The 21,379-nt window shown below is 56.3% G+C and carries 21 protein-coding genes; 10 read left to right on the top strand and 11 right to left on the bottom strand.

Annotated features, from left to right (window positions below; translation table 11 throughout):
- Positions 1–52 precede the first annotated feature (52 nt).
- From WKI41_RS13905 to pncB, 3 genes are all read left to right on the top strand, one after another.
- On the top strand, positions 53–910 hold the full coding sequence (locus tag WKI41_RS13905) for a C40 family peptidase (RefSeq protein ID WP_340194086.1): 858 nt from the start codon (positions 53–55) through the stop codon (positions 908–910).
- Between the two features lie 87 nt (positions 911–997).
- A complete protein-coding gene (locus tag WKI41_RS13900) occupies positions 998–1,363 on the top strand; it encodes a hypothetical protein (protein WP_425341035.1) in 366 nt (121 codons plus the stop codon).
- Positions 1,364–1,528: 165 nt separating this feature from the next.
- On the top strand, positions 1,529–2,833 hold the full coding sequence (pncB, locus tag WKI41_RS13895) for a nicotinate phosphoribosyltransferase (protein WP_340194085.1): 1,305 nt from the start codon (positions 1,529–1,531) through the stop codon (positions 2,831–2,833).
- Positions 2,834–2,897: 64 nt separating this feature from the next.
- Here the strand turns inward: pncB and WKI41_RS13890 are convergent, their stop codons facing one another.
- On the bottom strand, positions 2,898–4,295 hold the full coding sequence (locus WKI41_RS13890; protein WP_340194084.1) for a M17 family metallopeptidase: 1,398 nt from the start codon (positions 4,293–4,295) through the stop codon (positions 2,898–2,900).
- A 241-nt stretch (positions 4,296–4,536) separates the two neighbouring features.
- On the opposite strand from WKI41_RS13890, the gene WKI41_RS13885 reads away from it, so the two are divergent.
- A complete protein-coding gene (locus WKI41_RS13885; protein ID WP_340194136.1) occupies positions 4,537–5,253 on the top strand; it encodes a tetratricopeptide repeat protein in 717 nt (238 codons plus the stop codon).
- Between the two features lie 107 nt (positions 5,254–5,360).
- Here WKI41_RS13885 and WKI41_RS13880 read toward each other — a convergent pair whose 3' ends face one another.
- The 9 genes from WKI41_RS13880 to WKI41_RS13840 all read right to left on the bottom strand — a co-directional run bounded on the left by WKI41_RS13880 (position 5,361) and on the right by WKI41_RS13840 (position 14,235).
- Positions 5,361–6,347, bottom strand: coding sequence for a type II secretion system F family protein (locus WKI41_RS13880; RefSeq protein ID WP_340194083.1), 987 nt, complete (start codon positions 6,345–6,347; stop codon positions 5,361–5,363).
- A gap of 9 nt (positions 6,348–6,356) precedes the next feature.
- Positions 6,357–7,361 (bottom strand): type II secretion system F family protein, encoded by a 1,005-nt coding sequence (locus WKI41_RS13875; RefSeq protein ID WP_340194082.1) that lies wholly within the window; start codon positions 7,359–7,361, stop codon positions 6,357–6,359.
- Complete coding sequence (locus WKI41_RS13870) at positions 7,358–8,848, bottom strand: CpaF family protein (protein ID WP_340194081.1); 1,491 nt, start codon at positions 8,846–8,848, stop codon at positions 7,358–7,360. Before WKI41_RS13870 ends, WKI41_RS13875 begins: the two co-directional genes overlap by 4 nt.
- Before the next feature lie 42 nt (positions 8,849–8,890).
- A complete protein-coding gene (locus WKI41_RS13865) occupies positions 8,891–10,180 on the bottom strand; it encodes a CtpF protein (RefSeq protein WP_340194080.1) in 1,290 nt (429 codons plus the stop codon).
- A gap of 34 nt (positions 10,181–10,214) precedes the next feature.
- On the bottom strand, positions 10,215–10,910 hold the full coding sequence (locus tag WKI41_RS13860; RefSeq protein WP_340194079.1) for a CpaD family pilus assembly lipoprotein: 696 nt from the start codon (positions 10,908–10,910) through the stop codon (positions 10,215–10,217).
- Positions 10,907–12,487: a type II and III secretion system protein family protein gene (locus tag WKI41_RS13855; protein WP_340194078.1), complete on the bottom strand. Its 1,581-nt coding sequence runs from the start codon at positions 12,485–12,487 to the stop codon at positions 10,907–10,909. The genes WKI41_RS13860 and WKI41_RS13855 overlap by 4 nt, the downstream gene beginning before the upstream one ends.
- A complete protein-coding gene (gene cpaB / locus WKI41_RS13850; protein WP_340194077.1) occupies positions 12,484–13,290 on the bottom strand; it encodes a Flp pilus assembly protein CpaB in 807 nt (268 codons plus the stop codon). Before cpaB ends, WKI41_RS13855 begins: the two co-directional genes overlap by 4 nt.
- A gap of 144 nt (positions 13,291–13,434) precedes the next feature.
- Positions 13,435–13,947 (bottom strand): A24 family peptidase, encoded by a 513-nt coding sequence (locus tag WKI41_RS13845; protein ID WP_340194076.1) that lies wholly within the window; start codon positions 13,945–13,947, stop codon positions 13,435–13,437.
- A 99-nt stretch (positions 13,948–14,046) separates the two neighbouring features.
- Entirely contained in the window at positions 14,047–14,235 is a 189-nt protein-coding gene (locus WKI41_RS13840) for a Flp family type IVb pilin (protein ID WP_340194075.1), read from the bottom strand.
- 497 nt (positions 14,236–14,732) lie between these two features.
- Here WKI41_RS13840 and WKI41_RS13835 point away from each other — a divergent pair, with 497 nt between their 5' ends.
- The 5 genes from WKI41_RS13835 (at position 14,733) to WKI41_RS13815 (ending at position 19,226) form a co-directional block, all read left to right on the top strand.
- On the top strand, positions 14,733–15,032 hold the full coding sequence (locus WKI41_RS13835) for a pilus assembly protein N-terminal domain-containing protein (protein ID WP_340194135.1): 300 nt from the start codon (positions 14,733–14,735) through the stop codon (positions 15,030–15,032).
- A gap of 539 nt (positions 15,033–15,571) precedes the next feature.
- Entirely contained in the window at positions 15,572–16,795 is a 1,224-nt protein-coding gene (locus WKI41_RS13830; protein ID WP_340194074.1) for a tyrosine-type recombinase/integrase, read from the top strand.
- A 271-nt stretch (positions 16,796–17,066) separates the two neighbouring features.
- On the top strand, positions 17,067–17,315 hold the full coding sequence (locus WKI41_RS13825; RefSeq protein ID WP_340194073.1) for a hypothetical protein: 249 nt from the start codon (positions 17,067–17,069) through the stop codon (positions 17,313–17,315).
- A 100-nt stretch (positions 17,316–17,415) separates the two neighbouring features.
- Positions 17,416–17,949: a hypothetical protein gene (locus tag WKI41_RS13820; protein WP_340194072.1), complete on the top strand. Its 534-nt coding sequence runs from the start codon at positions 17,416–17,418 to the stop codon at positions 17,947–17,949.
- Positions 17,946–19,226, top strand: a complete 1,281-nt coding sequence (locus WKI41_RS13815) for a VapE domain-containing protein (protein ID WP_340194071.1) — start codon at positions 17,946–17,948, stop codon at positions 19,224–19,226. The genes WKI41_RS13820 and WKI41_RS13815 overlap by 4 nt, the downstream gene beginning before the upstream one ends.
- A gap of 18 nt (positions 19,227–19,244) precedes the next feature.
- Here WKI41_RS13815 and WKI41_RS13810 read toward each other — a convergent pair whose 3' ends face one another.
- Complete coding sequence (locus WKI41_RS13810) at positions 19,245–20,162, bottom strand: restriction endonuclease (protein ID WP_340194070.1); 918 nt, start codon at positions 20,160–20,162, stop codon at positions 19,245–19,247.
- A 461-nt stretch (positions 20,163–20,623) separates the two neighbouring features.
- Between WKI41_RS13810 and WKI41_RS13805 the strand changes: the two genes are divergently transcribed.
- Positions 20,624–20,962: a hypothetical protein gene (locus WKI41_RS13805; protein ID WP_340194069.1), complete on the top strand. Its 339-nt coding sequence runs from the start codon at positions 20,624–20,626 to the stop codon at positions 20,960–20,962.
- Positions 20,963–21,379 lie beyond the last annotated feature (417 nt).

The following is a 21,379-nucleotide window of genomic DNA, read 5'->3' as shown; positions in this document are numbered from 1 at the left end:
ATTGCCGTTCGATGAATGCGGCACAGACCTATTGAATCAGGACCGAAAGACCATGACTTCCGCCGATACCCTTGACCGCCGTCTGAATGTCTTCCGCCCCGATCTGGCGGACGAGAAGCTGAAAGGCAGGGTAGAGGCAGATCGCTTCATCAAAGGTGAGCCGGCGCAGATTGCTCTTCCCGTCGCCGGACTTAGGCCAAAGCCGGACATGGCTTCGGGGATCGACACGGAGTTGTTGCTGGGCGAGGCGATCCGCGTCTTCGACAGCACCGATGGCTGGGCTTTCGTACAGGCGGAAGCGGACGGTTATGTCGGTTATCTTCCAGAGGCGGCGGTGTGTGCCGTCGAGGAATCAACCCACATCGTCACCGCGCCTCGAACCTTTCTCTATCCTGCCGCAGAACTCAGAAAGCCGCCGGTTGCCGCACTATCCATGGGAAGCCGCCTGACCTTCGTCGGCGAAGAGGAAACGCGTGGAACACGTTACCTGATGACCGCGACAGGCGAGGGCGTGATTGCCGCCCATTGTCTTCCCGTCGATCGCATCGTTTCCAATGATTATGTCGCCGTGGCGCTTCGTTTTCTCGAAACGCCTTATCTCTGGGGCGGCCGCTCCGGCTTCGGCATCGATTGCTCCGGCCTCGTGCAACTCTCCATGGCGATGACCGGCAAATTTGCGTTGCGCGATACGGATATGCAGGTGAAGTCTCTCGGAACCGAGATTGAGTGCGGCCACTTGCGTCGCGGCGATCTTGTGTTCTGGAAGGGCCACGTCGGCATCATGGAAGACGAGAAGACGCTGCTGCACGCCAACGGCCATACGATGACTGTGTCTCGTGAGAATCTGGACGAGGCCATTGAGCGCATTGGCTGGCTCTACGACAGGCCGACGGCTTACCGCCGTCCATGACCGCTCACGAAAACGTTTCGGCACACACGGTGCCGACGGCGTCGTCTTTTCCTATATGAACCTCATCTTGCATCAGGATGCGGAATAATGAGAAGCCTGAAACGCAGTCTTGCCAACCTGGCCTTATATCTTGCGGTCTTGTCCATACCCCAGGTGGGCATGGCTCAAACGGTCTACAAGGACGGCTATCTGCCGTCACCCGACGCTTACGCCAATCTGCCCGGCGTCAAAGACCCGAAGACGCTCCAGCCGCAAGAGCGTTACCACTGCTATTCGACGACGGTGCAATCCAGCAACCCCAACGGCCCCTACCGCGATCTCTTCGGGAGCGACGGCTTGCCGGTCCAAGGATATCGTTGCTCTGGCTCGGCAGGCGTATCCACCTTCGGAACGCGCGTTCCCACATCGAAAGACTGGTATCCGGGCATCAATCCTCCCGCCACCGATTTCTGATGTCCGTCGAGCCCTTCCAAGTACCAGACTGGCGTGAACTGGTCTGGACTTGCCATGCGCTTTTCAGATAAGCCTTTGACCCACAAGGTCGATGACCTTTGAAAATGCGCGGCGATGCCGGACCTGCCTGGTGCACGGGGTCCGGCGCGGGGGATAGCAGCAGCAATGACGAAGACAGACATAGCGACCCGTGTTCACAACCACACCTGGAAGCTTGATCCCATCATCCGCAGCCTCATCGACACGGACTTCTATAAGCTGTTGATGTTGCAGATGATCTGGAAGCTCTATCCGGAGGTAAACGCGACATTCTCCCTGATAAACCGGACAAAGACGGTTCGGCTTGCCGAGGAGATCGATGAAGTCGAACTGCGCGAACAGCTCGATCACGCGCGAAGCCTCCGACTGACAAAGAAGGAAGCGATCTGGCTTGCCGGTAATACCTTCTATGGCCGCTCGCAGATTTTCGAGCCAGAATTCCTCTCCTGGCTGTCGAGCTACCAACTGCCGGAATACGAACTCTTCAAGCGCGATGGTCAGTATGAGCTGAATTTCCATGGCCGCTGGATGGATACCACGCTATGGGAAATTCCGGCACTTGCCATAGTCAACGAACTGCGCTCCAGAAGCGCCATGCGCTCGCTTGGCTATTTCACCCTTGATGTCCTCTATGCCCGCGCCAAGGCCAAGATGTGGGCAAAGGTGGAGCGTCTGCGCGAATTGCCGGGCCTGCGCATCTCCGATTTCGGCACGCGCCGCCGTCACAGCTTTCTGTGGCAGCGCTGGTGCGTCGAAGCGCTGAAGGAAGGCATTGGCCCGGCTTTCACTGGAACCAGCAATGTATTGCTGGCGATGGATTCCGATCTCGAAGCCGTCGGTACCAATGCGCATGAACTTCCCATGGTGGTTGCCGCCCTGGCGCAAAACGACGAGGAGCTTGCGGCCGCACCCTATCAGGTGATGAAGGACTGGAACCGCCTCTATGGCGGTAACCTGCTGATCGTCCTGCCGGATGCCTTCGGCACGGCGGCCTTCCTGCGCAACGCGCCGGAATGGGTGGCGGACTGGACGGGCTTCAGGCCGGACAGCGCGCCGCCGATCGAGGGTGGCGAAAAGATCATCGAGTGGTGGAAGAAAATGGGCCGCGACCCGAAGAAGAAGCTGCTGATCTTCTCCGACGGGCTGGATGTCGATGCGATTATCGACACCTATAAGCATTTCGAAGGCCGCGCGCGCATGAGCTTTGGCTGGGGCACCAACCTCACCAACGATTTTGCCGGCTGTGCGCCGAAAACCATCGAGGGCTTGAAGCCGATCTCGGTCGTCTGCAAGGTCAGTGACGCCAATGGTCGTCCCGCCGTGAAGCTCTCCGACAATCCGCAAAAGGCGACCGGGGAGGCGGACGAAGTGCAACGCTATCTGAAATTCTTCGGTCAGGAAGACCGCAAGGACCAGAAGGTTCTGGTTTAGACTTTCAAGCCTAAAGCGGCGTGATCATCCCCGCCTTAAGTGACGAGGATGATACAACGTCCGTTCATTTCTTCGCGAAGCTGCGAGAGATATAGTGGAACAGGGCGCGGATCGCCTGTGCTTCCCCGCCAACCGATGTATGAGGCCGCTCGCTGAGCGACCATCCGTAAATGTCGAAATGCACCCACTTCTTCGTTGCGGTGACAAAGCGCTTTAGGAAGAGCGCCGCGGTGATCGACCCGGCCATGCCACCCGAAGGCGCGTTGGTCAGATCGGCCGCGCGTGAGCGGATATCCTTGTCGTAACCCATATGGAGCGGCAGCCGCCAGAGCGGGTCGTCGGTGTCGATCCCCGCCTCTGCAATGCTGTGTGCAAGGTCTTCGTCATCGGTGAAGAAGGGTGGAAGATCAGGCCCGAGTGCCACGCGCGCGGCTCCAGTCAGTGTCGCCATATCGATCATCAGGTCGGGCGCGTCTTCATCGGCATAGGCCAGCGCATCTGCAAGAATCAACCGACCCTCGGCATCGGTATTGTCGATCTGGACGGTCAGACCCTTGCGGCTCTTGTAGATGTCGCCTGGGCGGAACGCATTGGCGGATATGGAGTTCTCAACCGCCGGAACGATGACACGCAGATCGATCGGCAGGCGCGCATCCATGATCATCAATGCAAGACCAAGCACGTTGGCAGCACCGCCCATGTCCTTTTTCATCAGTGCCATGGAGGAAGACGGCTTGATATCGAGCCCGCCGGTATCGAAGCAGACGCCCTTGCCGACGAGCGTCAGACGCGGATGGCCTTTCTTGCCCCATGTCATTTCGAGAAGGCGCGGCACGCTTGCGCTGGCACGTCCGACCGCGTGCACCAAAGGGAAGTTTTCCTTCAACAAATCGTCGCCGGCAATGACGGAAACCTGCGCCTTGTAGTGGACCGCTAGACTGCGAAATGCGATTTCAAGCTCATCCGGACCCATGTCATTGGCAGGAACATTGATCAGATCTCGTGCGAGGTAGACGCCGGCCAGCACGCGCTTGATCTCGGCATCCTCGGCATCGCGGGGAATGAGAAGCTTCGGACCCGTGCTTTTCGTCGCACGATACTTGTCGAAGCGGTAGGCGCCAAGACCGAAGCCAAGCGCCAAGCGATTGACGGTGAGCGGTGCGGTCTCGATATGCCAGTCACCTTCCGGAAGCTCACGCGCCAGCTTGCCGGTGATAAAGGGAAGCTCCGACGGGTTAATACCAAGCCCAAGCAGTGCACCACCCAAGGCGCCTTCTGCAGACGGGATCAACAGGATGGCTCCCGCCTCCGCCTTGAAGCCGGCTTTCTTGGCCCAGTCGAGCGCGATCGGATCGATGGCACCCTGTTCGATATGGGCAGGTGTAACCGCAAAAACGGGGAGCGTTTCCCCCGGCTTTGAACTGAAGGGAGTAGCGCGCTCGATGAACTGATAGGGGACCATTGTCTGCTTTCGTAAACGGCTTGGGCGAGCAAATTAACACTCTGTTAGGGTTAACAGATTATTGCTGGAGCGAAAGTTGCGTGGTGCACGCTGCTTCGACGAATATCCGATCACAGGGCCGGGCGACATCATGATTGCGATTTCCTCACATCATGCCACCAAGCGCATCCTCCTTAGAGGTGCCTGTGCCGCTGTTCTGGCGCTCGGCCTCACCGCTTGTTCGACCAACCGCCCCGACCGCATGTCGACGGGATCGATTTCTCCTGCCGTCTCGCATTCCTACGATCAGATGAACATGGATCAGTTGCGGCAGGCGGAAGCCTCGGTCGGTGCAGCGTACGCCCGCAATCCAAAAGATCGCAACACCGGCCTGAACTACGCCAACATCCTGATGATGACGGGCAAGAATACCCAGGCGCTTGCGGTCATGCAGCAGGTGGCTATCGCCTATCCGGCTGACCGTGAGGTTCTGGCAGCCTATGGCAAATCCCAGGCCGCTGCCGGACAGCTGGAACAGGCGCTGAACACCATCCAACGTGCGCAGACCCCCGACAGGCCGGATTGGCGTCTTTATTCCGCAGAAGGTGCGGTTCTGGATCAACTGGGCCGTTCCAACGAAGCCCGGACAAAATACCGTCAGGCGCTCGATCTGAAACTTAACGATCCGAGCATCTTGTCCAACCTCGGAATGTCCTACGTTCTACAGAACGATCCGCGCACGGCAGAAACCTATCTCCGTTCCGCCGCAGCGCAGCCCGGTGCCGACAGCCGTATCCGCCAGAACTTGGCACTCGTCGTCGGTCTTCAGGGACGTTTCGAGGAAGCAGAAAAGATCGCCACGCAGGAACTCTCGCCTCAGCAGGCGCAGGCCAACCTCACCTATCTTCGTGGCATGCTGTCTCAGCAAAATGCCTGGTCACAGCTGGCTGACAAGAACAAGAAGACGGAAGTCCGGTAAGCGGCTTTCTTCTCGATTTTCTGCGCGCTGGCTTAGCCGTACTTCGCGGAGTCGATCCTAATATTATGAACTTTGAAGCACGTTCGCCGCGTCCAGCAGCGACGTGATCAGAACGAGTCGGCGACGCGAATACCGGCGGGACCGAGAATCACCGCAACCAGTACCGGCAGGAAAAACAGGATCATCGGCACGGTGAGCTTGGGCGGCAAGGCAGCTGCCTTCTTCTCGGCATCGTTCATGCGTTCGTCACGGCCTTCCTGCGCCAGAACGCGCAGGGCCTGAGAGAGCGGCGTACCATAGCGCTCCGCCTGGATCAGAGCCTGAACGACATTCTTCACGCCGTCCAACTGGGTGCGCAATCCGAGATTTTCGAGCGCCATGCGGCGCTCCTGCAGAAATGACAGCTCAGCCACGGTCAGAACCATTTCTTCCGCAAGCTCCGGAGACTGCTCCGTCATCTCATCTGCCACGCGGCGCATGGCGATTTCCATGGTGGTGCCGGACTCGACGCAGATGAGCATCAGATCCAGAGCGTCCGGCCAGCTTCGTTTGATCGATTTCTGACGTTTGGTGATGCGGTTCGAGATGTAGATGTTCGGCGCGTAGAAGCCGAGATAGCCAGACAACAGCACGGCCATCAGCCGGACAAGAAAGCTGTATTCGGCAAGGTTGTTCAAACCATAGACCCAGAATGCAGCGAGGGTCAGAAAGATGAAGGGCAAGATGAAACGCGCCGCAAGAAACGTGTTCAACGCGTTCTGCGAACGAAAGCCCGCTGCCTTCAGCTTGTTCATCGTATTGGCGTCGACCAGCGCTTCACGCAGGTTAAACCGCTCGACAATCTTCGTGGCCGATTTGCTCTGGGTGGCTCTGAGTGTCGCTTTGCCCGCCTTGTTCGCGCCATCCATCCGTTCGCGTTCACGCGAGCGAAGACGCTCACGCTCTGTCGAAACAGCTTTCGTCCGGCGGTTGAGGTCGGCGCGGTTCAGATACGGCATGGCCAGTGTGTATACGGTAGAGAAAGCTGCCACGCCGACAAGAACGGCGATGATCAAATGTAAATTCAAGAGGCTGGACATGATATGATCAAACATGGAACGGCCTCAAATCTCGAAGTTGATCATGTTGCGCATGATGAAGATGCCGATAGACATCCACACAGCGGAGCAGCCAAGGATGAGGTGCCCTCGCTGGTCGGTAAACAGCACCATCAGGTAGTCCGGGGATGTGAGGTAGACCAAAAGCGACACGATGAAGGGAAGGGCACCGATAATCACGGCAGAGGCCTTCGCCTCCATGGACAATGCGCTAACCTTGGCCTTCATCTTGCGCCGGTCGCGCAGCACCTTCGAAAGGTTGCCGAGGGTCTCGGAAAGGTTTCCGCCGGCCTGAGCCTGCAACGCAATAACGATTCCGAAGAAGTTGACCTCTGGCAGAGGCATCGTCAGCGTCATGCGCTCGATTGCTTCCGGTAGCGACATGCCGACCTGTTGCGCATCAACGATGCGTTTAAACTCCGTCTTGACCGGTTCCTGCCCGTCCGACGCAATCAGCTTTACCGCCTCATTGAGTGGAAGACCGGACCGTATCGAACGGCACATCACGTCGAGCGCGTTTGGAAATTCTTCAAGGAATTTGGTTTGACGGCGTTTGACCAAGAAGCGCAGCACCCAGCGCGGAGCGCCAAGAATACCAATGAAACCAATGCCGAGCGCCACAAGAAGCGCCATGTTGTAGAGCAGAGAGGCCAGCGCGGCGAAAACGGAGAGACCGATGCTGATGAGATAGAACTTCGAAGGCGAAATCGACAGGTCGGCTTGCAGAAGAAGACTTTTCACGCTCGAATTGCTGCGCTTTTTCGCTTTCTCATTCTGCTTTTTCTCCAGCTCCTTCAGCATGTCTTGCGTGGATTTACGACGTTTCGTGGTTTCCTGAAGGCGATCGCGCGCGGCCTTCATGTTGATACGATCGGCTTCGCCCGCCTTGACACGGTTGACGCGCGTCGCGGTCTTTTTCTCCGTCTCGATCTGCGGAAACAGGAACACATAGGCCAGTGAGCCGGCCGAGATGGCCACGAGAATGACGAGAAGCAGCATGGTCATGGTCATTGAGTGTTGCGCTCCATCGCCTCCAAGGCGGCAGCAAGGCGCTGCTCCTCGTTGAAATAGCGAACCCGATCGTGAAAGTGCGGCTTGGTGATGCCGGTGGATACGTGCCGGCCGATCAAGCGTCCGGAAGAGTCCTCTCCCTCGATCTCATATTTGAACAGGTCCTGCGTGATGATCACATCACCTTCCATGCCGACCACTTCCGTGACCTGGGTGATGCGTCTGGAGCCATCGCGAAGACGCGCAGCCTGGATGATGACATCCACGGATGAAGCGATAATTTCACGCACGGTCTTTGCCGGGAGCGTATAGCCGCCCATGGCGATCATCGATTCCATACGGCTGAGGCATTCACGCGGCGTATTGGCGTGGATTGTACCCATCGAACCGTCGTGGCCTGTGTTCATCGCCTGCAGCAGGTCGAAGACTTCTGGTCCGCGCACTTCGCCGACGATGATGCGTTCCGGGCGCATACGAAGGCAGTTCTTGATGAGATCACGCATGGTGATCTCGCCTTCGCCTTCGATATTTGGTGGACGCGTTTCCAGGCGCACCACATGCGGCTGCTGAAGTTGAAGTTCGGCTGTGTCCTCGCAGGTGATCACCCGCTCGTCGCGGTCGATGTAGCTCGTCAGGCAGTTGAGAAGCGTCGTCTTACCTGAGCCGGTACCGCCGGAGATCACCACATTGCAGCGCACGCGACCGATGATTTGCAGAAGGACGGCACCCTCCGGCGTAATCGCGCCGAACCGCACCAATTGATCGAGCGTCAGCTTGTCCTTCTTGAACTTACGGATCGTCAGTGCCGGGCCGTCGATGGAAAGCGGTGGCGCGATGACATTCACGCGCGAGCCGTCTGGAAGACGCGCATCGCAGATCGGGCTCGATTCGTCGACGCGGCGGCCGACCTGGCTGACGATACGCTGGCAGATCGATAGCAACTGGGCATTATCACGGAAGCGGATATCGGACTCGATCGTCTTACCGTTGACTTCGATAAAGGTCTGGCCGGCGCCATTGACCATGATATCGGCGATATCGTCACGCGCCAGAAGCGGCTCCAGCGGCCCGTAACCCAAAACGTCGTTGCAGATGTCCTCCAGCAGTTCTTCCTGCTCGGAGATCGACATCGCAAAGTTTTTGATGGTGATGATGTCGTTGACGATGTCGCGAATTTCTTCGCGTGCGCTCTCCCCATCGAGCTTTGAAAGCTGCGACAGATCGATGGTGTCGATCAGGGCCGAGAAGACCTGAGCCTTCGTTTGATAGTACTCGTCGGTACGAACACGCTTGCGTGGCTGACCGCCTGTATCTTTCTGAACCGCTGCGGGCTTGGATGCCGGTGGCTGCAGCACAACCGTCTGCGATGGGCGGGGTTCGTCCATTACAGGCGGCGCTTTCATGACAGCCGCATGAGCAGGCGGCGGCGCCGACTGTCCAATTGATCCGCTTCGTCCGAAGCCTTCGCCGCCACGTTTTCCAAACATCTCTTGTCTTCCGGTCTGTCAATTCGTGGAGCGATCCACGTTCTATTTGCGTTTCAGGATTTCCATGAACTTGCCAAGCCCCGGTCGCTTCGCCTTGCGAGCCGACGATCGGCCAGTCAGCGCATGCGAAAGCTGGGAGAAGGTTTCTGCAATCGGCGACTTGGCGTCGATCTCGCTGATCATTCGTCCACTGTTCGATGCAGATCCAAAAAGCTGAACATCAAAGGGTATGATCGCAAGCGGTTCGACTTCCAGCGGCTCGAAGAAGTCCGAAGGCTCGATCTCGGGGCGCTTGGCCATACCCACTTGATTCAGAACGAGATGCGGCGCCTTATCGTTCGGCCGCAGCTTCTTCAACGCATCAAGTAGGTTCTTGGTGTTTCTGAGATTTGCCAGGTCCGGAACAGCGGTGATCACCACCTCATCGGCCTCCGCCAACACGGCCTGCGTCCAGTCCGACCAGATATGCGGCACGTCCAGCACGGCTACGGGCGCGCTGCGTTGCAAGAGCTCCAGGAGCGGATGGAAAGCGCCCTTGTCAAAATCGTAAGCGCGATCGAGAAGCGAGGGTGCCGCCAGAATCGATAGGTTCTCGGAGCATTTGGTCAGCAGTCGGTCGAGGAACACCTCGTCGAGCCGATCCGGTGCAAAGACCGCCTCGGCAATTCCCTGTGCCGGATCCTGATCGAAGTCGATGTTGACGGTGCCGAAGGGCAGATCCAGATCGGCAAGAATGGTCTCCGTCGAAAACAGGCTCGATATCCCGAAGGCGCAGTTATGTGCGATGGTGGAGGATCCGACGCCGCCCTTGGCGCCAATGAAGGCAATGCTGCGGCCAAGCGGTTCAGCCTCTGGATCGACGAATATCGCGGAGATCGACGCCATCAGGTCCGACGCTTTGATCGGTGAGACGAGATATTCGGAGATACCGTTGCGCATCAGGTCGCGGTAAAGCGCAATGTCGTTGTGACGCCCGATGATGATTACGCGCGTCGATGGATCGCACACCTCTGCCAGAGGTGCGAGATCGGCGAGAAGGGTCGAGGGATCACGATGGGTTTCGAGAATAACGAGATTGGGCGTGGCCGTGGACGAAAACGTTCTGGCGGCCGCTTCGATTTCCCCGTTGGTCACCCGCATACTGACCTTGTTCATACGGCGATCGGCGCCCAACCGCTCCATCGTCCGCTGCATGGTTTCGCTTTCACAGAAGGCATGGATCGAAATGCGCGGCAACGGGCGCACACTCTCCAACTCACCCGGTCGAAGGTTGTCTTCGGCGACTGGCACGTCTGCATTATTGTGCCGAATATCGTAGTTCACCGGGCTCATATTAGATCCTGTCGCTCACGCTGGAGGGCGCGTCTTAGTCGTTGGAAGTGGCGGTGTTTTTGCCGGCGCGGTATTTGTCGAGTACCAGCGACCGCCGTTGAGCGTCAATCGGGCTCATGCCGCGTGGACCGACGAGATCCATGGGGTTGGCGATTTGGGCCGCCAGGTTGCTCTGCGACGCGCAGCCGAAATTGTACCAGTTCTTGTTCGAAGACGTGTTGCTGTTCAGGTCTTCAGGCCATTGGCCGCACTGGCCGGTCATGGCGGTGACGGCGACGTAGGAGAGGCGTATGGGAGCCGCGTCTCCATAAGGCGAAGCACCATAGGGCACTTCGACAATCTTGCCGGCCGGAATGCCCGAAGACGTCAGAACCGACCGGATTTGACGTTTGATCAACGACGCGGAGGCTGCATTGGCAGAGCCAGTCGGGACCTGCATTTGAACAATGCTTGTCGAGCTCGCAACGTAATTTTGGACGAAGCCCTTCACGTTCTCAGCCATTGCGCCGGGCAACCTGTTATCCGCAGGCGAGACTGGGATATCGAGCGAATGCTGCGCTTCGGACAAGGTGATGGGATGCCGCGTACGATAGTCGTCCGGAATGGCGCCCGTCGTTTGCGGGTCGCGGGCACATCCTTGCGAAAGGGCGGCGACTGCAAGAAGCGCACAAGCAAGCTGGCCAAGGCGCGGATAGGGAACAGAATTCGTTTTAGGGTGCGTGTTTGTCATTTGTAGATAAATCCTACCGAGCCCTGATACGGCTGTGCCTGAACCTGCTGCCTGTTGTTGCCATAGACCTTGTTCACCCGGTTCATGAAGAACGTCGCGGAGTCGTTTTCCGGGCTGAAGTTGTCATCCGGCCGCGCGATCTGGTTGCGTGCCACGGGCCGCACGAGATAGGGCGTGGCGATGATGACGAGTTCGGTTTCGTTGCGAATGAAGTCCTTGCTGCGGAACAACGTACCGAGAATTGGAACCTTTGACGCCCCGGGAAGCCCGGACATTGCCTGGCGAACATTGTCCTGTACCAGACCGGCAATCACGATCGAGCCGCCCGACGGCAACTCGACGCTTGTGGATGCCTCACGCTTGCGGATCGAGAGATAGGTGCTACCGGGAACGCGGGTCGTATTGCCATTGCCGGACACGAGGTTGCCTTCGTAGGTCGGCTCGGACACGTTGGTCTCGATTTTCAGGCTGATGCGGCCCGGGGAGAGGACAACGGGACGGAAATTCAGCTCGATGCCATATTCCACTGTATCGGTCTGGCGCGTAACCGTTGGGACGTTCTTCTCGTCAAAGGTGACGTTCTGCACGCCCGCGAGACGGAAGTCGCCACCGACGTAGAACTTTGCCTGCTCGCCGGAAATGGCAGTCAAGCTGGGTTCGGCAAGCGTGCGCATGACGCCAGCCTGTTCCATAGCGTTGAAATAACTGGACAAAGCAACCTTGCCGATTGCGCCTCCAATATTTCCGGAGCCCCCGATCGCCAGCGCGTTGCCGAGGTTTGCGGGATTGGAGAACGAGACCGCACCTCCAAAGTCGGACCCAGAGCCACTGATGGAGCCATTGAAGCCAAGCTGCTTGAGAACCTGACGGCTGACTTCAGCAACGGTCACCTTCAACGTAACCTGATCCTCGCCCTCGATCGTCAGCATGTTGACGATAGACGATTTCTGTCGGTTTTCTGCGAAGATTGCCACGGCGCCATCGCCGTTGCTTTGACTGGTCGCGGTGATGTTACGGGTCGTCGCTTCACCGCCTTGAAGGAAGGCGGTTGCGAGCTGAACCGCACGTGCGGAATCCTGCGGCGTACGGACGCTGCCTGAAAGAACGATGTTATCCGACACGATTTCAACCCGGATATCCGATTCCGGAATGAAGCGGCGCAAGTTGGCCTCAAGACCGGTAATATCGCGTTCAACTTCAAGATCTAGGCTGACGATCTCTTCGCCATGGGCCCCGAAGATGAAGATGTTGGTCTGGCCGACTGACTTGCCGAACAGATAAATACGACGCGACGTACGGGTTACCGCATCTGCCAGGCTGGGGTCAGCAACAAGAATGTCATGCGCATCCTGCGGCAGATCTACCACCAAAGCCTTGTTCAGACCGAGCTTCACGCGCTTGCGCACGCCAGTGCCACTTTCGGAGATACGAAGAATGCTGGCGCTCTGAGCCAGAGCATCCGTCGGGCCAAGGCCAAACGGCGATGCACCGGGGACGCCCGCAAAGCCGATGCTGAAGGCAAGGCTTCCAATGAGCGAAGCCTTGAGGCCATGTCTGATTGATTTCGTCTTGCTCATTGTGCGGTCCCCTCATTCTCACGCACGATCGAGCCCGACTTGATGATCTGGATCGCCGGTCTGCCGGATTCGCCGTTTAGTAGATAGTCTGCAGATGCGGTATCGCTGTCCTGCACGTCCGCTACGGATCGAAGCGACAGCGTCAGACGGTCCGCCATCTGGTGTGCGACAGTGATGATCTTTGCCTGTTCGGGCGTCAGTTCGAGTGTCGCGGTGGCGCCGATCACGGAAGACGTGCCGTCTGGCCCTTCCTTGATCTGCTGATCGATTGCCAGAACGCGGACATTGTTGAGGACGTTCTCCGTCAGGAAGCCGCCCCCCTCGTTCTTGCGTACCATGATGACATCGACGCGGTCATTGGGAAGGACGAAGCCGCCCGCACCCGTGGCAACCGATATCTCAGTCGAAACAGCGCGTTTCCCGGCAGGCAGGAGTGAAGACATGATGCGAGTGCTGGAATCGACGACCTTTTCAGACCGAAGTGGCTCGCCTTCGAAAAGCGGGAGGCGAACGATGGCACCGGTCAGTTCGGTGATCGCATCGGGGCGTTTGTCTTCGGTCACATAACTGTCGTTAACGCTGCCTTGCGGCCAACGCGCCCAGCGAACGGAGCTCGCGTCGAGCCTGCTACCGACCGGCAAATTAACCGCTGACACCAGAACGCTAACTGTCGGCTCTTTCTGGATAATGGCTTCTGCCTGTTCCACCACCGCCTGCGGCGCGGAAATCTGCATGGCGAGTAGACCCGCAAGACCGGCGGCCACAATGGCAACGGATAGAATAACGACACGCGAGGACTTCATGCTGGGCCTTTAGGGTAGAATCTCTATCCCGGAAGATGGCCCGCCATTCGTATAATTATGGTTAATAAGAAGTGATTGTTTTGGGTTAATCAGAAATTAATGTGCTGTATTAGCAAGTTTAAATTCTGCTCTCAGGATCTCGCTTCAAAGTACGGCGCGCATTGCGGCCTGTACGATCGGTGCTTCGGGGTAGGTCAGTAAACCTCCGATCGCAATTGCGATACCATAAGGCACCTTTTTGGCAACTAACAACGAGTCCGGAATCGGAAGCCCCGTTGCCATTATCTCTTCGGCGCGCGATCGTAGAATAACGATGCAAAGCGTCAACATGCCTCCAACGAGTGCAACCGCGAGCAAAAATTCGAATAAAGAGTGATTGAAGCCAAACCAGACGGCGCACGAGGTGAGAAGCTTGGCATCTCCACCTCCCATGGTGTTAAACGCGAACAGGATGAAACATGTCAGGAAAACGGTCAGCCCCGCTGCGAGACTTAGTGTGAAAACCTGCAAATCCATACCCGACGCGGGTCCCACTACAAGAAAGGCACCTAACAGAATGACCGAAACTCGGTTGGGGATCGTCATCGAAAAAAGATCAGTAAGCGCCCCAAAGGCGAGGCACAACGGGACGACAAGGAAGATGGAAGCTGTGATCATGTCTTACCCCGAGTTTATCAGCTAACTCTCACTTAAGAAGAATGCCGCCCAGAGGACGGCACTTTCCAATGCATAGTGAAAATCGGTCTCCGCAGCGTATCAGCCGCCAGTAGCGGCTTTGGAGTTCGTAAGCTCCGTGCCGACGCGGTCGAATGTCAACTTTAGCTTGCTGCCTATGACGCCTGCACCGCCGATGATAGCCACAGAAATCAAAGCAGCGATCAGGCCGTATTCAATGGCGGTTGCGCCGGATTCGTCTTTCAGGAAGCGAGCGAAAATCTTTGTCATGCGGGTTCTCCTAATTCGTTGTTGGTCAGCACGCCGACAACTGTTTCTCGTTGTTCGGTTGACGCCAACCTACGAAATCGCGATTGCCAAGCGTTTAAGGAACGCGCTTAACGTAACGTTAAATGAGTAATGTCGCCTGCTTGGTAAACAAATTCGAAGGTTAAAACCTAAGATTTGAATTAGTTTGCGATGGATAGATGAGTAAAGGATAATGTGACGCCGTTTCGAGCACAATTTCTACCGGAACCTTGGTATTGGGCGGTTTGTCTACACGCTTATGCCGAAGCAGATCGCACTTGATAGGGTCACGCTTTCTCATTTCGACGCGCCGTTTAAGTCTTCATTCACCATTCCCGTTCATGGTGATCAAGATGACATGCACCAAGCATAACTAAAGGTCTTATCCGTTCATGCGCGCTTCCACTGTGAAAAGATTTGCAATCGCTGCAGCGGCCCTAAGTTTTGCCTCTTCCATTGCACTCTCTGCTGACGATGAGATGCTGCGCGTGTCGATGAATCAGGCGCGCGTGCTCAAGCTTGATCGTGCGGTCAGCAAGGTTATCGTCGGCAATTCAAAGGTTGCGGATGCGACCGTTGCTGATGCAAAGACGATCGTGCTGACCGGCCGCAGTTTCGGCACCACGAATCTTGTTCTGCTGGATGCCGAGGGCAACGCGATCGTTGACGAGCGCGTTCTCGTATCGATCGATGAGGGCAACACCGTCCGCGTCTATCGCCAGACTTCGCGAAGCGTACTCTCGTGTTCGCCGGCCTGCGAAGAGCACGCCCAGAACTGATATCCGCGCAAGGCCACGTGGTAGCCTTAGGCGCGTTTTCGGCTGCCGAGATGTTTGGTGAATGAGCATGTCGACTCGATATTGAGCAGCCAGCACCGCGCTTGAGCAACCTCTTCCCTTTGCAGAGACCTGACCGCAAAAACGGATAAATGATCAGCACGCACAAGCATGTTTGCTAGCAGGTAGCTGCGGCATCCGACCACATTTTTCGGCGCATCATTGTAAGCAAGGCTCGCCGATCGCAATAGAAATCGCATTGTCCCCGTAAGGGGAAATCAATTTTTGATTTTTCAGCTAAATGATTGATCTGGCTAGGATCAAGTAAGGAATGGTGCCCAGAAGAGGCATCTAACCTGCATATTAGTAGATATCAGTCGTTATCAGTACCACTCACCGTCCACAGCAAGCCCTTGCAAATGCGTCGTTTTTCGACATATCTTCCAATTGCCCGATGTCATCCTTTATCATCTAATACTACATCTAGTGGGGGGATAATTGGGGGAAGAGAAAGTTGACGTATAACGAGCCGAGGGCGCGAAATGGCAGCAATTCACAAGCTAGTGGCGAAGGGGCTTTCGACGCTCCCGCCAGGAAAGCACGAAGATGGCGCCGGGCTCCGGTTCTTGAAACGGCCTGATGGCCGTTCATGGTGGATTCTTCGAATTACTGTTTATGGCCGCCGCCGCGAGATGGGGTTAGGCGCTTATCCGGCGGTAACACTGGCGGAGGCCCGGCGCATGGCCGAGGATGCCCGGTCGTTTGTCCGGGCCGGAAAAGACCCCATTTTAGAGCGCGAGCGGCAAAGGCGTGAAAGAGAGCGCAATCTCCATTTGCTCGCCGATGTTGCCAAAGATGCGTTTGAAACCCGGAAGGCCGAATTGAAGGGCGATGGAAAGGCAGGTCGTTGGTTTACGCCGCTGGAACTGCATGTGCTTCCAAAGCTCGGAAAAACGCCAGTCAGTCAGATCGACCAAATTGCAATCCGCGACACCCTTAAGCCGATTTGGGACGCCAAGGGTGAGACAGCCCGAAAGGCGATGAACCGCCTCAACATCGTCATGACGCATGCCGCTGCCCTTGGGTTGGATGTTGATTTACAGGCAGTGGAGAAAGCGAAGGCCCTACTCGGAAAGTCACGGCATGAGGCGAAGAACATCCCATCCATGGCGTGGCAGGATGTCCCCGACTTCTACAAAACCTTGGGCGACGAAAGTGTCACCCATCTGGCGTTGCGGCTTCTCATTCTCACCGGCGTTCGGTCGACGCCACTCCGCCACATCCGGGATGAGCAAATCACCCGAGAAACGATAGACGGCCATGAAATCGATATCTGGACGGTGCCAGCGGAGATGCAGAAGGGGCGCAAAGGCGAAACGTCCGATTTCCGCGTGCCACTATCTGCCGAGGCTTTGGCGGTCATCAAGGAAGCCCGAAAGGTCGCCCGTGACGGATACCTTCTCCCGGCCTATCGTGAGGGCGTTATTAGCGACATGACACTCGGCATGCATATGCGCCGGGCGGAACTGACTGCGCGCCCGCACGGCTTCCGGTCGAGCCTTAGAAATTGGCTTGCAGCATGCACCGATGCGCCTCACGAAATTGCGGAATTGTGCCTGCAACATACTGTAGGCAACAAGGTCTCTCGCTCGTATTTGAACTACGACTATATCGTACAGCGAAAAGCGCTGATGGACCGTTGGGCCGTTCATGTTCGCGGCATCGGCGGCAAGGTCGTGCAAATCGCCGAAACGGCCGCCGCATAGGCTCCATGAGCGCCAACAGTCATTTTATCAACGGATGTCACCCATGCTCATGAAGTGTCATGATGGAATAATTGGACGATTGCGAGATTAGAAAGCAACTCTTCCATCTATCCGATAATAGAAACAAAAATATCTCGTAGTATGCGTAGTGCATATTGCGAGAAAAAACATTTTCACAGCCTATACGCTACGCATAGCTTCGCAGTTTCCGTTATGGTTAGCAGCGGTAACGTCACGTACCTTTGTCTTCAATGCTCAAGGAGACTGTGACATGACCGATTTCCGCACCTATGCCGATGAATTTTCCGCACTTGAAGCTCTGCCGGATACTGCCCGGTTGGACACCAAAGACGCCGCCAAGGCTTTGCAGCTGATGGGCATCGCTTACACGCATAAGACCCTCGTGAAGCTACGCAGCACCAAAACGACCGGCCCTCGGTATCAGAAGGTCGGTGCGTTCGTATTTTACGTGGTGGGTGACCTCCGCGCCTTCGCCGGTATGCAGTCTAAGGCCGCTTAATCAACGATGAGCGGCGCGGAACCGCGCTGCCCAACAGGCAAAGAAAAACCCCGTCCGACCGGCAAGTCAAAGAACGGGGTCTCCCAAGAAAGTATTCGCAATGCATATCATCTATTCTCATATTAATCAAGCCGGAGGCACCCCAAAAGCTACCCGGTTCAACGAGAAGCTTGCTCTTCTTGGAGCGGTTCAGGTCATCCAAAGTGCGGTAGAAGATTTGGAAGAAGGAAGGGCCGTCAAGGCAGCGTCCGACCTCGACCGTCTTGCGAATGGAATATTGGACGAAGCCCGCGCCGAATTAGCAGACCTTCGCAGCCTAGGCGCTTTGCCTCCGCCTCATGAAATCAACGGCGTCCTGCATTCTCGTCGCCGAACCATTCTTGAGAAGCGCGCTCGGACAGAGAGGTGGGCTTTTCAGTGGAACGGCGATGCTTTCGAGGTTGCAGATGCCGAAGCGAATTATTGGCTTTCGGTTGATCCGTCAGACAACTGGATGGCCTCGACGTCCGGTTCGCCAGACTGGCTGGTGTCCGACTCTGGTCTTCTGAGCCTCTTGGCACATTGGAACGGGACGACAATCTCCGAGGAAGTTTCGCGTTGCGCCGCATGGATGGTGAAGGGCGGCCGCAAATGACCGACGAGAATGTTATAGACCTCAACGAGACGAAGCGCAGCCAAGGCCGTCACAAGTCGAAGGCGGCGCCACGCTTCAACTGGGCTGCAGACCTATTGGTCGATGGCGATAGCGGCAAGATCATTAATTGTTTGCCGAATGCCATCCGGTCCTTTGAGATAGCTCCGCAATTGCGAGGATGCATCGGCTTCAATGAGATGACGGGGCAAGTAAGCGTCTTGAAGCCGTTGCCAGCCGTCAACGCGGCGGCCGCGAGGGACGCTGGTCGCACTATTGACGACGTCGACATCGTCTTGTTGCAGGAATGGCTGCAGTTGGAAGCAATGTGGCCTTCGCTCCCAAAGGCGTCTGTTATCGATGCCGTGGAAGCGGTGGCGCGCGCAAACAGGTTTCATCCCGTCCGGGACTATCTCAGCGGGCTGGAGTGGGACGGAAGGGCCCGCGTGGGGGGATGGCTTTCCAGTTATCTTGGAGCCAGAAGCAACCCATACACCAATAATGCCGGGACTATGTGGCTCATAGCCGCCGTCGCTCGCATCTTTGAGCCCGGCTGTCAGGCCGATTACATGGTCGTTTTGGAAGGCGAGCAGGGAGAACAAAAATCAACCGCTCTTCGGATCCTCGGAGGCGAATGGTTTGGGGACCAACTTCCTGGCGACCTTTCCTCCAAGGATTCCAGCATCGTGCTACGCGGGAAGTGGATTATCGAAGCGTCCGAAATGGCCTCCATGAACCGAGCGGATACCAACGTGCTTAAGGCTTTCGTCACCCGCCGGATCGAAGATTACCGGCCTCCACATGCCCGGTTCAACGTCACCGTGCCGCGCCAGTGCGTCTTCGCCGGAACCATTAATCCAGGCGCCAATGGCTATTTGAAGGACGCCACGGGCGGCCGCCGCTTCTGGCCGATAAAGATTGGCAAGCTCAGTATCCCGAAACTTCGGCATGATCGCGACCAGTTGTGGGCGGAGGCGGTGCAACTCTACCGCCAAGGAGTTCACTGGTGGCCGGATCGGGACTTTGAACGAAAAGTCTTTGCGCCTGCTCAGGATGACGCGCGAGAACTGGATCCTTGGGAAGACATTGTTTCGCGCTATCTCGAAGGCAGGAGCTCCATTTCTATGGCTGAACTTGCCACAGATTGTTTGTCACTAAGCCCGCGCGACTATCGGAAAGATGTTCAGGTGCGAATCGGGGAATGTCTACGGTCGTTAGGATGGAGGAAGGGATCAAAAGACCCGAAAACCCGACGTCAGTTATTCGTACGGGATCAGTGACGGCCTAAACCAGTCGGACTAGGCTCCAAACTGCTCCACAAACATCGCATCGCCAAGTGCCTTGCGATCCTCTTCATTCGTTTGCCTTAGAGTACGCTGGCTTAAAGTGACGTAGAAAGTAATCATTTTCTCGTGGGCTGCTTCCGTATATGAGTTGGGTTTATTGCGCATCTGGTTCGTATAACCAGTCAACCGGCGCAAGAAGATTAGCGGGTTGCAATAGTCGGAAATATCGTCCCACCCTGTATATATGCCTCGCTTGTGCAGACGGTCTTCAAGAGTCTCATCGCACTCACCTTTGCAGACAAAGTGCACACTAGAAACGGGTGGCCGCTCATCATCCTCGTCTTTCTTCCGAGCGGTAGCAAATATAATGTTTCCGAGCGTCTCACCTTTCACGCTTGCTTTAAGCAAGTCCTTCCCACACATCTCGCAGTGCAGCGGTTCGTATCGTCCAAGGAGGGGGTGTATAGGACGCAGCGCAGTATGGCTGTTTGGAAGGTGCTGCAACAGTACGCCAGATAGCCCGATATCGTGAAACCCGTTCTCAATCCTGCTGCCACTGTAGATTTCGAATGCATGGATTTTACCCTTGTCACGAAGTTCCTTAAGCCGCTCGACCAGTGACGCGCTCGGCATCGTTGAATAGAAGCCGATGAATCCTTCCGCTCCGTGTTGTTCCAAACGGTCGGTTATGTTCTGCTCATCGTCAGGCCCTACGGACTTGCCGCTGGTTGCGTTGTGTTTGCAGCTTACCAGCCAGGTAAATGACCGAGACGCGAGAGTGGCCGTAAGTTGCTCTTTAACAAGCAGATCGCGGCCACCATCAGGTCCTCTGCCGGGAGGGACGTCCACTACAAGCCCAAGTGCGACCAAATAGTCGCGGCAAAACTCTTCCCAGGCATCTCCGTCCGGGATTTCCTTAAAATCGATCAACGCACTCTCCCTAGAGGCCGGGTAAATCACATCAATGTTCTTTCACCATGGGACGGTGCTGTTAGCAATCGCCCGTTGCAAAAGATAAGTCTCTTCTTACCCTTCGATCCTTCGGAACACCCTTCGCTCTAAGTTACTGTTTTTATTATCTTTCGAAGGGTCGAAGGATATGAAGGGTAAAATGGGACGTACCACACCAAACTTGGAAAAAATGCAGACGATGGGGACGCATGCGTTTCGTTCAGTGAGTTTGCAGGAAATCACGCTTCACACCCTTCGACGCTTCGAAACACAACAATAACAGTGGCTTGGAGCGAAGGGTCGTGCTTCGAAAAACCCTTCGCATCAACAGATGTCTAGCGCGTTCCCATGGCGAAAACTTATCCATGTCCCGGATGTCGCAATGAATATTGGCCCTCATGATGTAAACTGATGGAAACAAAAGTAATCAGAGGATCAAAATGACAGCGTTTTTGACCATCGCGCAGATATGCGAACGCACCGGCTTCACAAGGCAATTCGTCAGCCGAGAAATGAGACGCGGAAACCTTAAGTTTGGCAAAGTCGGGCGCCGGGTTCGAGTTTCGCACTTTTGGTTCAACCAATGGGCATCTGGGAAGCAGAATTCCGAAGAAGTTGAGCCCTCCAACGCGGAGTCGGACCAGCAGACCGGAGATGCCGAAATCCTCGCGGCAATGGAGCGCCTTGAAATTCGTATGAGCGAAATTGGCGAAGACATTGCAAAGATCAAAGCGGCGTTTGTGGCCCGCGAAGCAAGGTTGAGGGAGTCGCTGCCATGATGATCCCGGCGGCATCGGCCATAACCGACCGAGCCCGAAGCGAGGGGATCCGTGCCATAGCAAGACTGGCGGAGAACTTGGACCCGGAGGTCGCGGCATTCCTTGGCCGGTGCTTGGCGCTTGATGAAGCTGACCGCGCCGCCTCCCGGAAGGTGGCCGCAGTAGTTCGCGACGAGCGGATCCGGTGGCTTCGAAATCAACTATGGCCTCAATACAGTGGCCGTCGTGTGGCCGCCGAAATCCTCCGCGTCGCAGCATCCTTACGTATTGGTGAACCGCAACGAAGTGAGCCGAAAACATCTGTTGCAAAGATCATTGAATTTAACGGCGGCTTGATCCCGTCTGAAAGGACTATACGCGCCGCATTGCGTGACTGATCTTTTCGAGTGGGCAACGGTTAAGACGGATTTTGCCCAC

The sequence above is a fragment of the Agrobacterium larrymoorei genome (assembly GCF_037722385.1).
In the GTDB taxonomy this organism is placed as follows: Bacteria; Pseudomonadota; Alphaproteobacteria; order Rhizobiales; family Rhizobiaceae; genus Agrobacterium; species Agrobacterium larrymoorei_C.
The sequence above is the reverse complement of the archived record's forward strand: the minus strand, read 5'-3'. Positions and strand labels throughout refer to the sequence as shown.

Coding starts and splice junctions, on each gene's coding strand:
- WKI41_RS13905 (WP_340194086.1), top strand. CDS start 53: ATGACTTCCGCCGATACCCTTGACCGCCGTCTGAATGTCTTCCGCCCC.
- WKI41_RS13900 (WP_425341035.1), top strand. CDS start 998: ATGAGAAGCCTGAAACGCAGTCTTGCCAACCTGGCCTTATATCTTGCG.
- pncB (WP_340194085.1), top strand. CDS start 1,529: ATGACGAAGACAGACATAGCGACCCGTGTTCACAACCACACCTGGAAG.
- WKI41_RS13890 (WP_340194084.1), bottom strand. CDS start 4,295: ATGGTCCCCTATCAGTTCATCGAGCGCGCTACTCCCTTCAGTTCAAAG.
- WKI41_RS13885 (WP_340194136.1), top strand. CDS start 4,537: ATGTCGACGGGATCGATTTCTCCTGCCGTCTCGCATTCCTACGATCAG.
- WKI41_RS13880 (WP_340194083.1), bottom strand. CDS start 6,347: ATGTTTGATCATATCATGTCCAGCCTCTTGAATTTACATTTGATCATC.
- WKI41_RS13875 (WP_340194082.1), bottom strand. CDS start 7,361: ATGACCATGACCATGCTGCTTCTCGTCATTCTCGTGGCCATCTCGGCC.
- WKI41_RS13870 (WP_340194081.1), bottom strand. CDS start 8,848: ATGTTTGGAAAACGTGGCGGCGAAGGCTTCGGACGAAGCGGATCAATT.
- WKI41_RS13865 (WP_340194080.1), bottom strand. CDS start 10,180: ATGAGCCCGGTGAACTACGATATTCGGCACAATAATGCAGACGTGCCA.
- WKI41_RS13860 (WP_340194079.1), bottom strand. CDS start 10,910: ATGACAAACACGCACCCTAAAACGAATTCTGTTCCCTATCCGCGCCTT.
- WKI41_RS13855 (WP_340194078.1), bottom strand. CDS start 12,487: ATGAGCAAGACGAAATCAATCAGACATGGCCTCAAGGCTTCGCTCATT.
- cpaB (WP_340194077.1), bottom strand. CDS start 13,290: ATGAAGTCCTCGCGTGTCGTTATTCTATCCGTTGCCATTGTGGCCGCC.
- WKI41_RS13845 (WP_340194076.1), bottom strand. CDS start 13,947: ATGATCACAGCTTCCATCTTCCTTGTCGTCCCGTTGTGCCTCGCCTTT.
- WKI41_RS13840 (WP_340194075.1), bottom strand. CDS start 14,235: ATGACAAAGATTTTCGCTCGCTTCCTGAAAGACGAATCCGGCGCAACC.
- WKI41_RS13835 (WP_340194135.1), top strand. CDS start 14,733: ATGCTGCGCGTGTCGATGAATCAGGCGCGCGTGCTCAAGCTTGATCGT.
- WKI41_RS13830 (WP_340194074.1), top strand. CDS start 15,572: ATGGCAGCAATTCACAAGCTAGTGGCGAAGGGGCTTTCGACGCTCCCG.
- WKI41_RS13825 (WP_340194073.1), top strand. CDS start 17,067: ATGACCGATTTCCGCACCTATGCCGATGAATTTTCCGCACTTGAAGCT.
- WKI41_RS13820 (WP_340194072.1), top strand. CDS start 17,416: ATGCATATCATCTATTCTCATATTAATCAAGCCGGAGGCACCCCAAAA.
- WKI41_RS13815 (WP_340194071.1), top strand. CDS start 17,946: ATGACCGACGAGAATGTTATAGACCTCAACGAGACGAAGCGCAGCCAA.
- WKI41_RS13805 (WP_340194069.1), top strand. CDS start 20,624: ATGACAGCGTTTTTGACCATCGCGCAGATATGCGAACGCACCGGCTTC.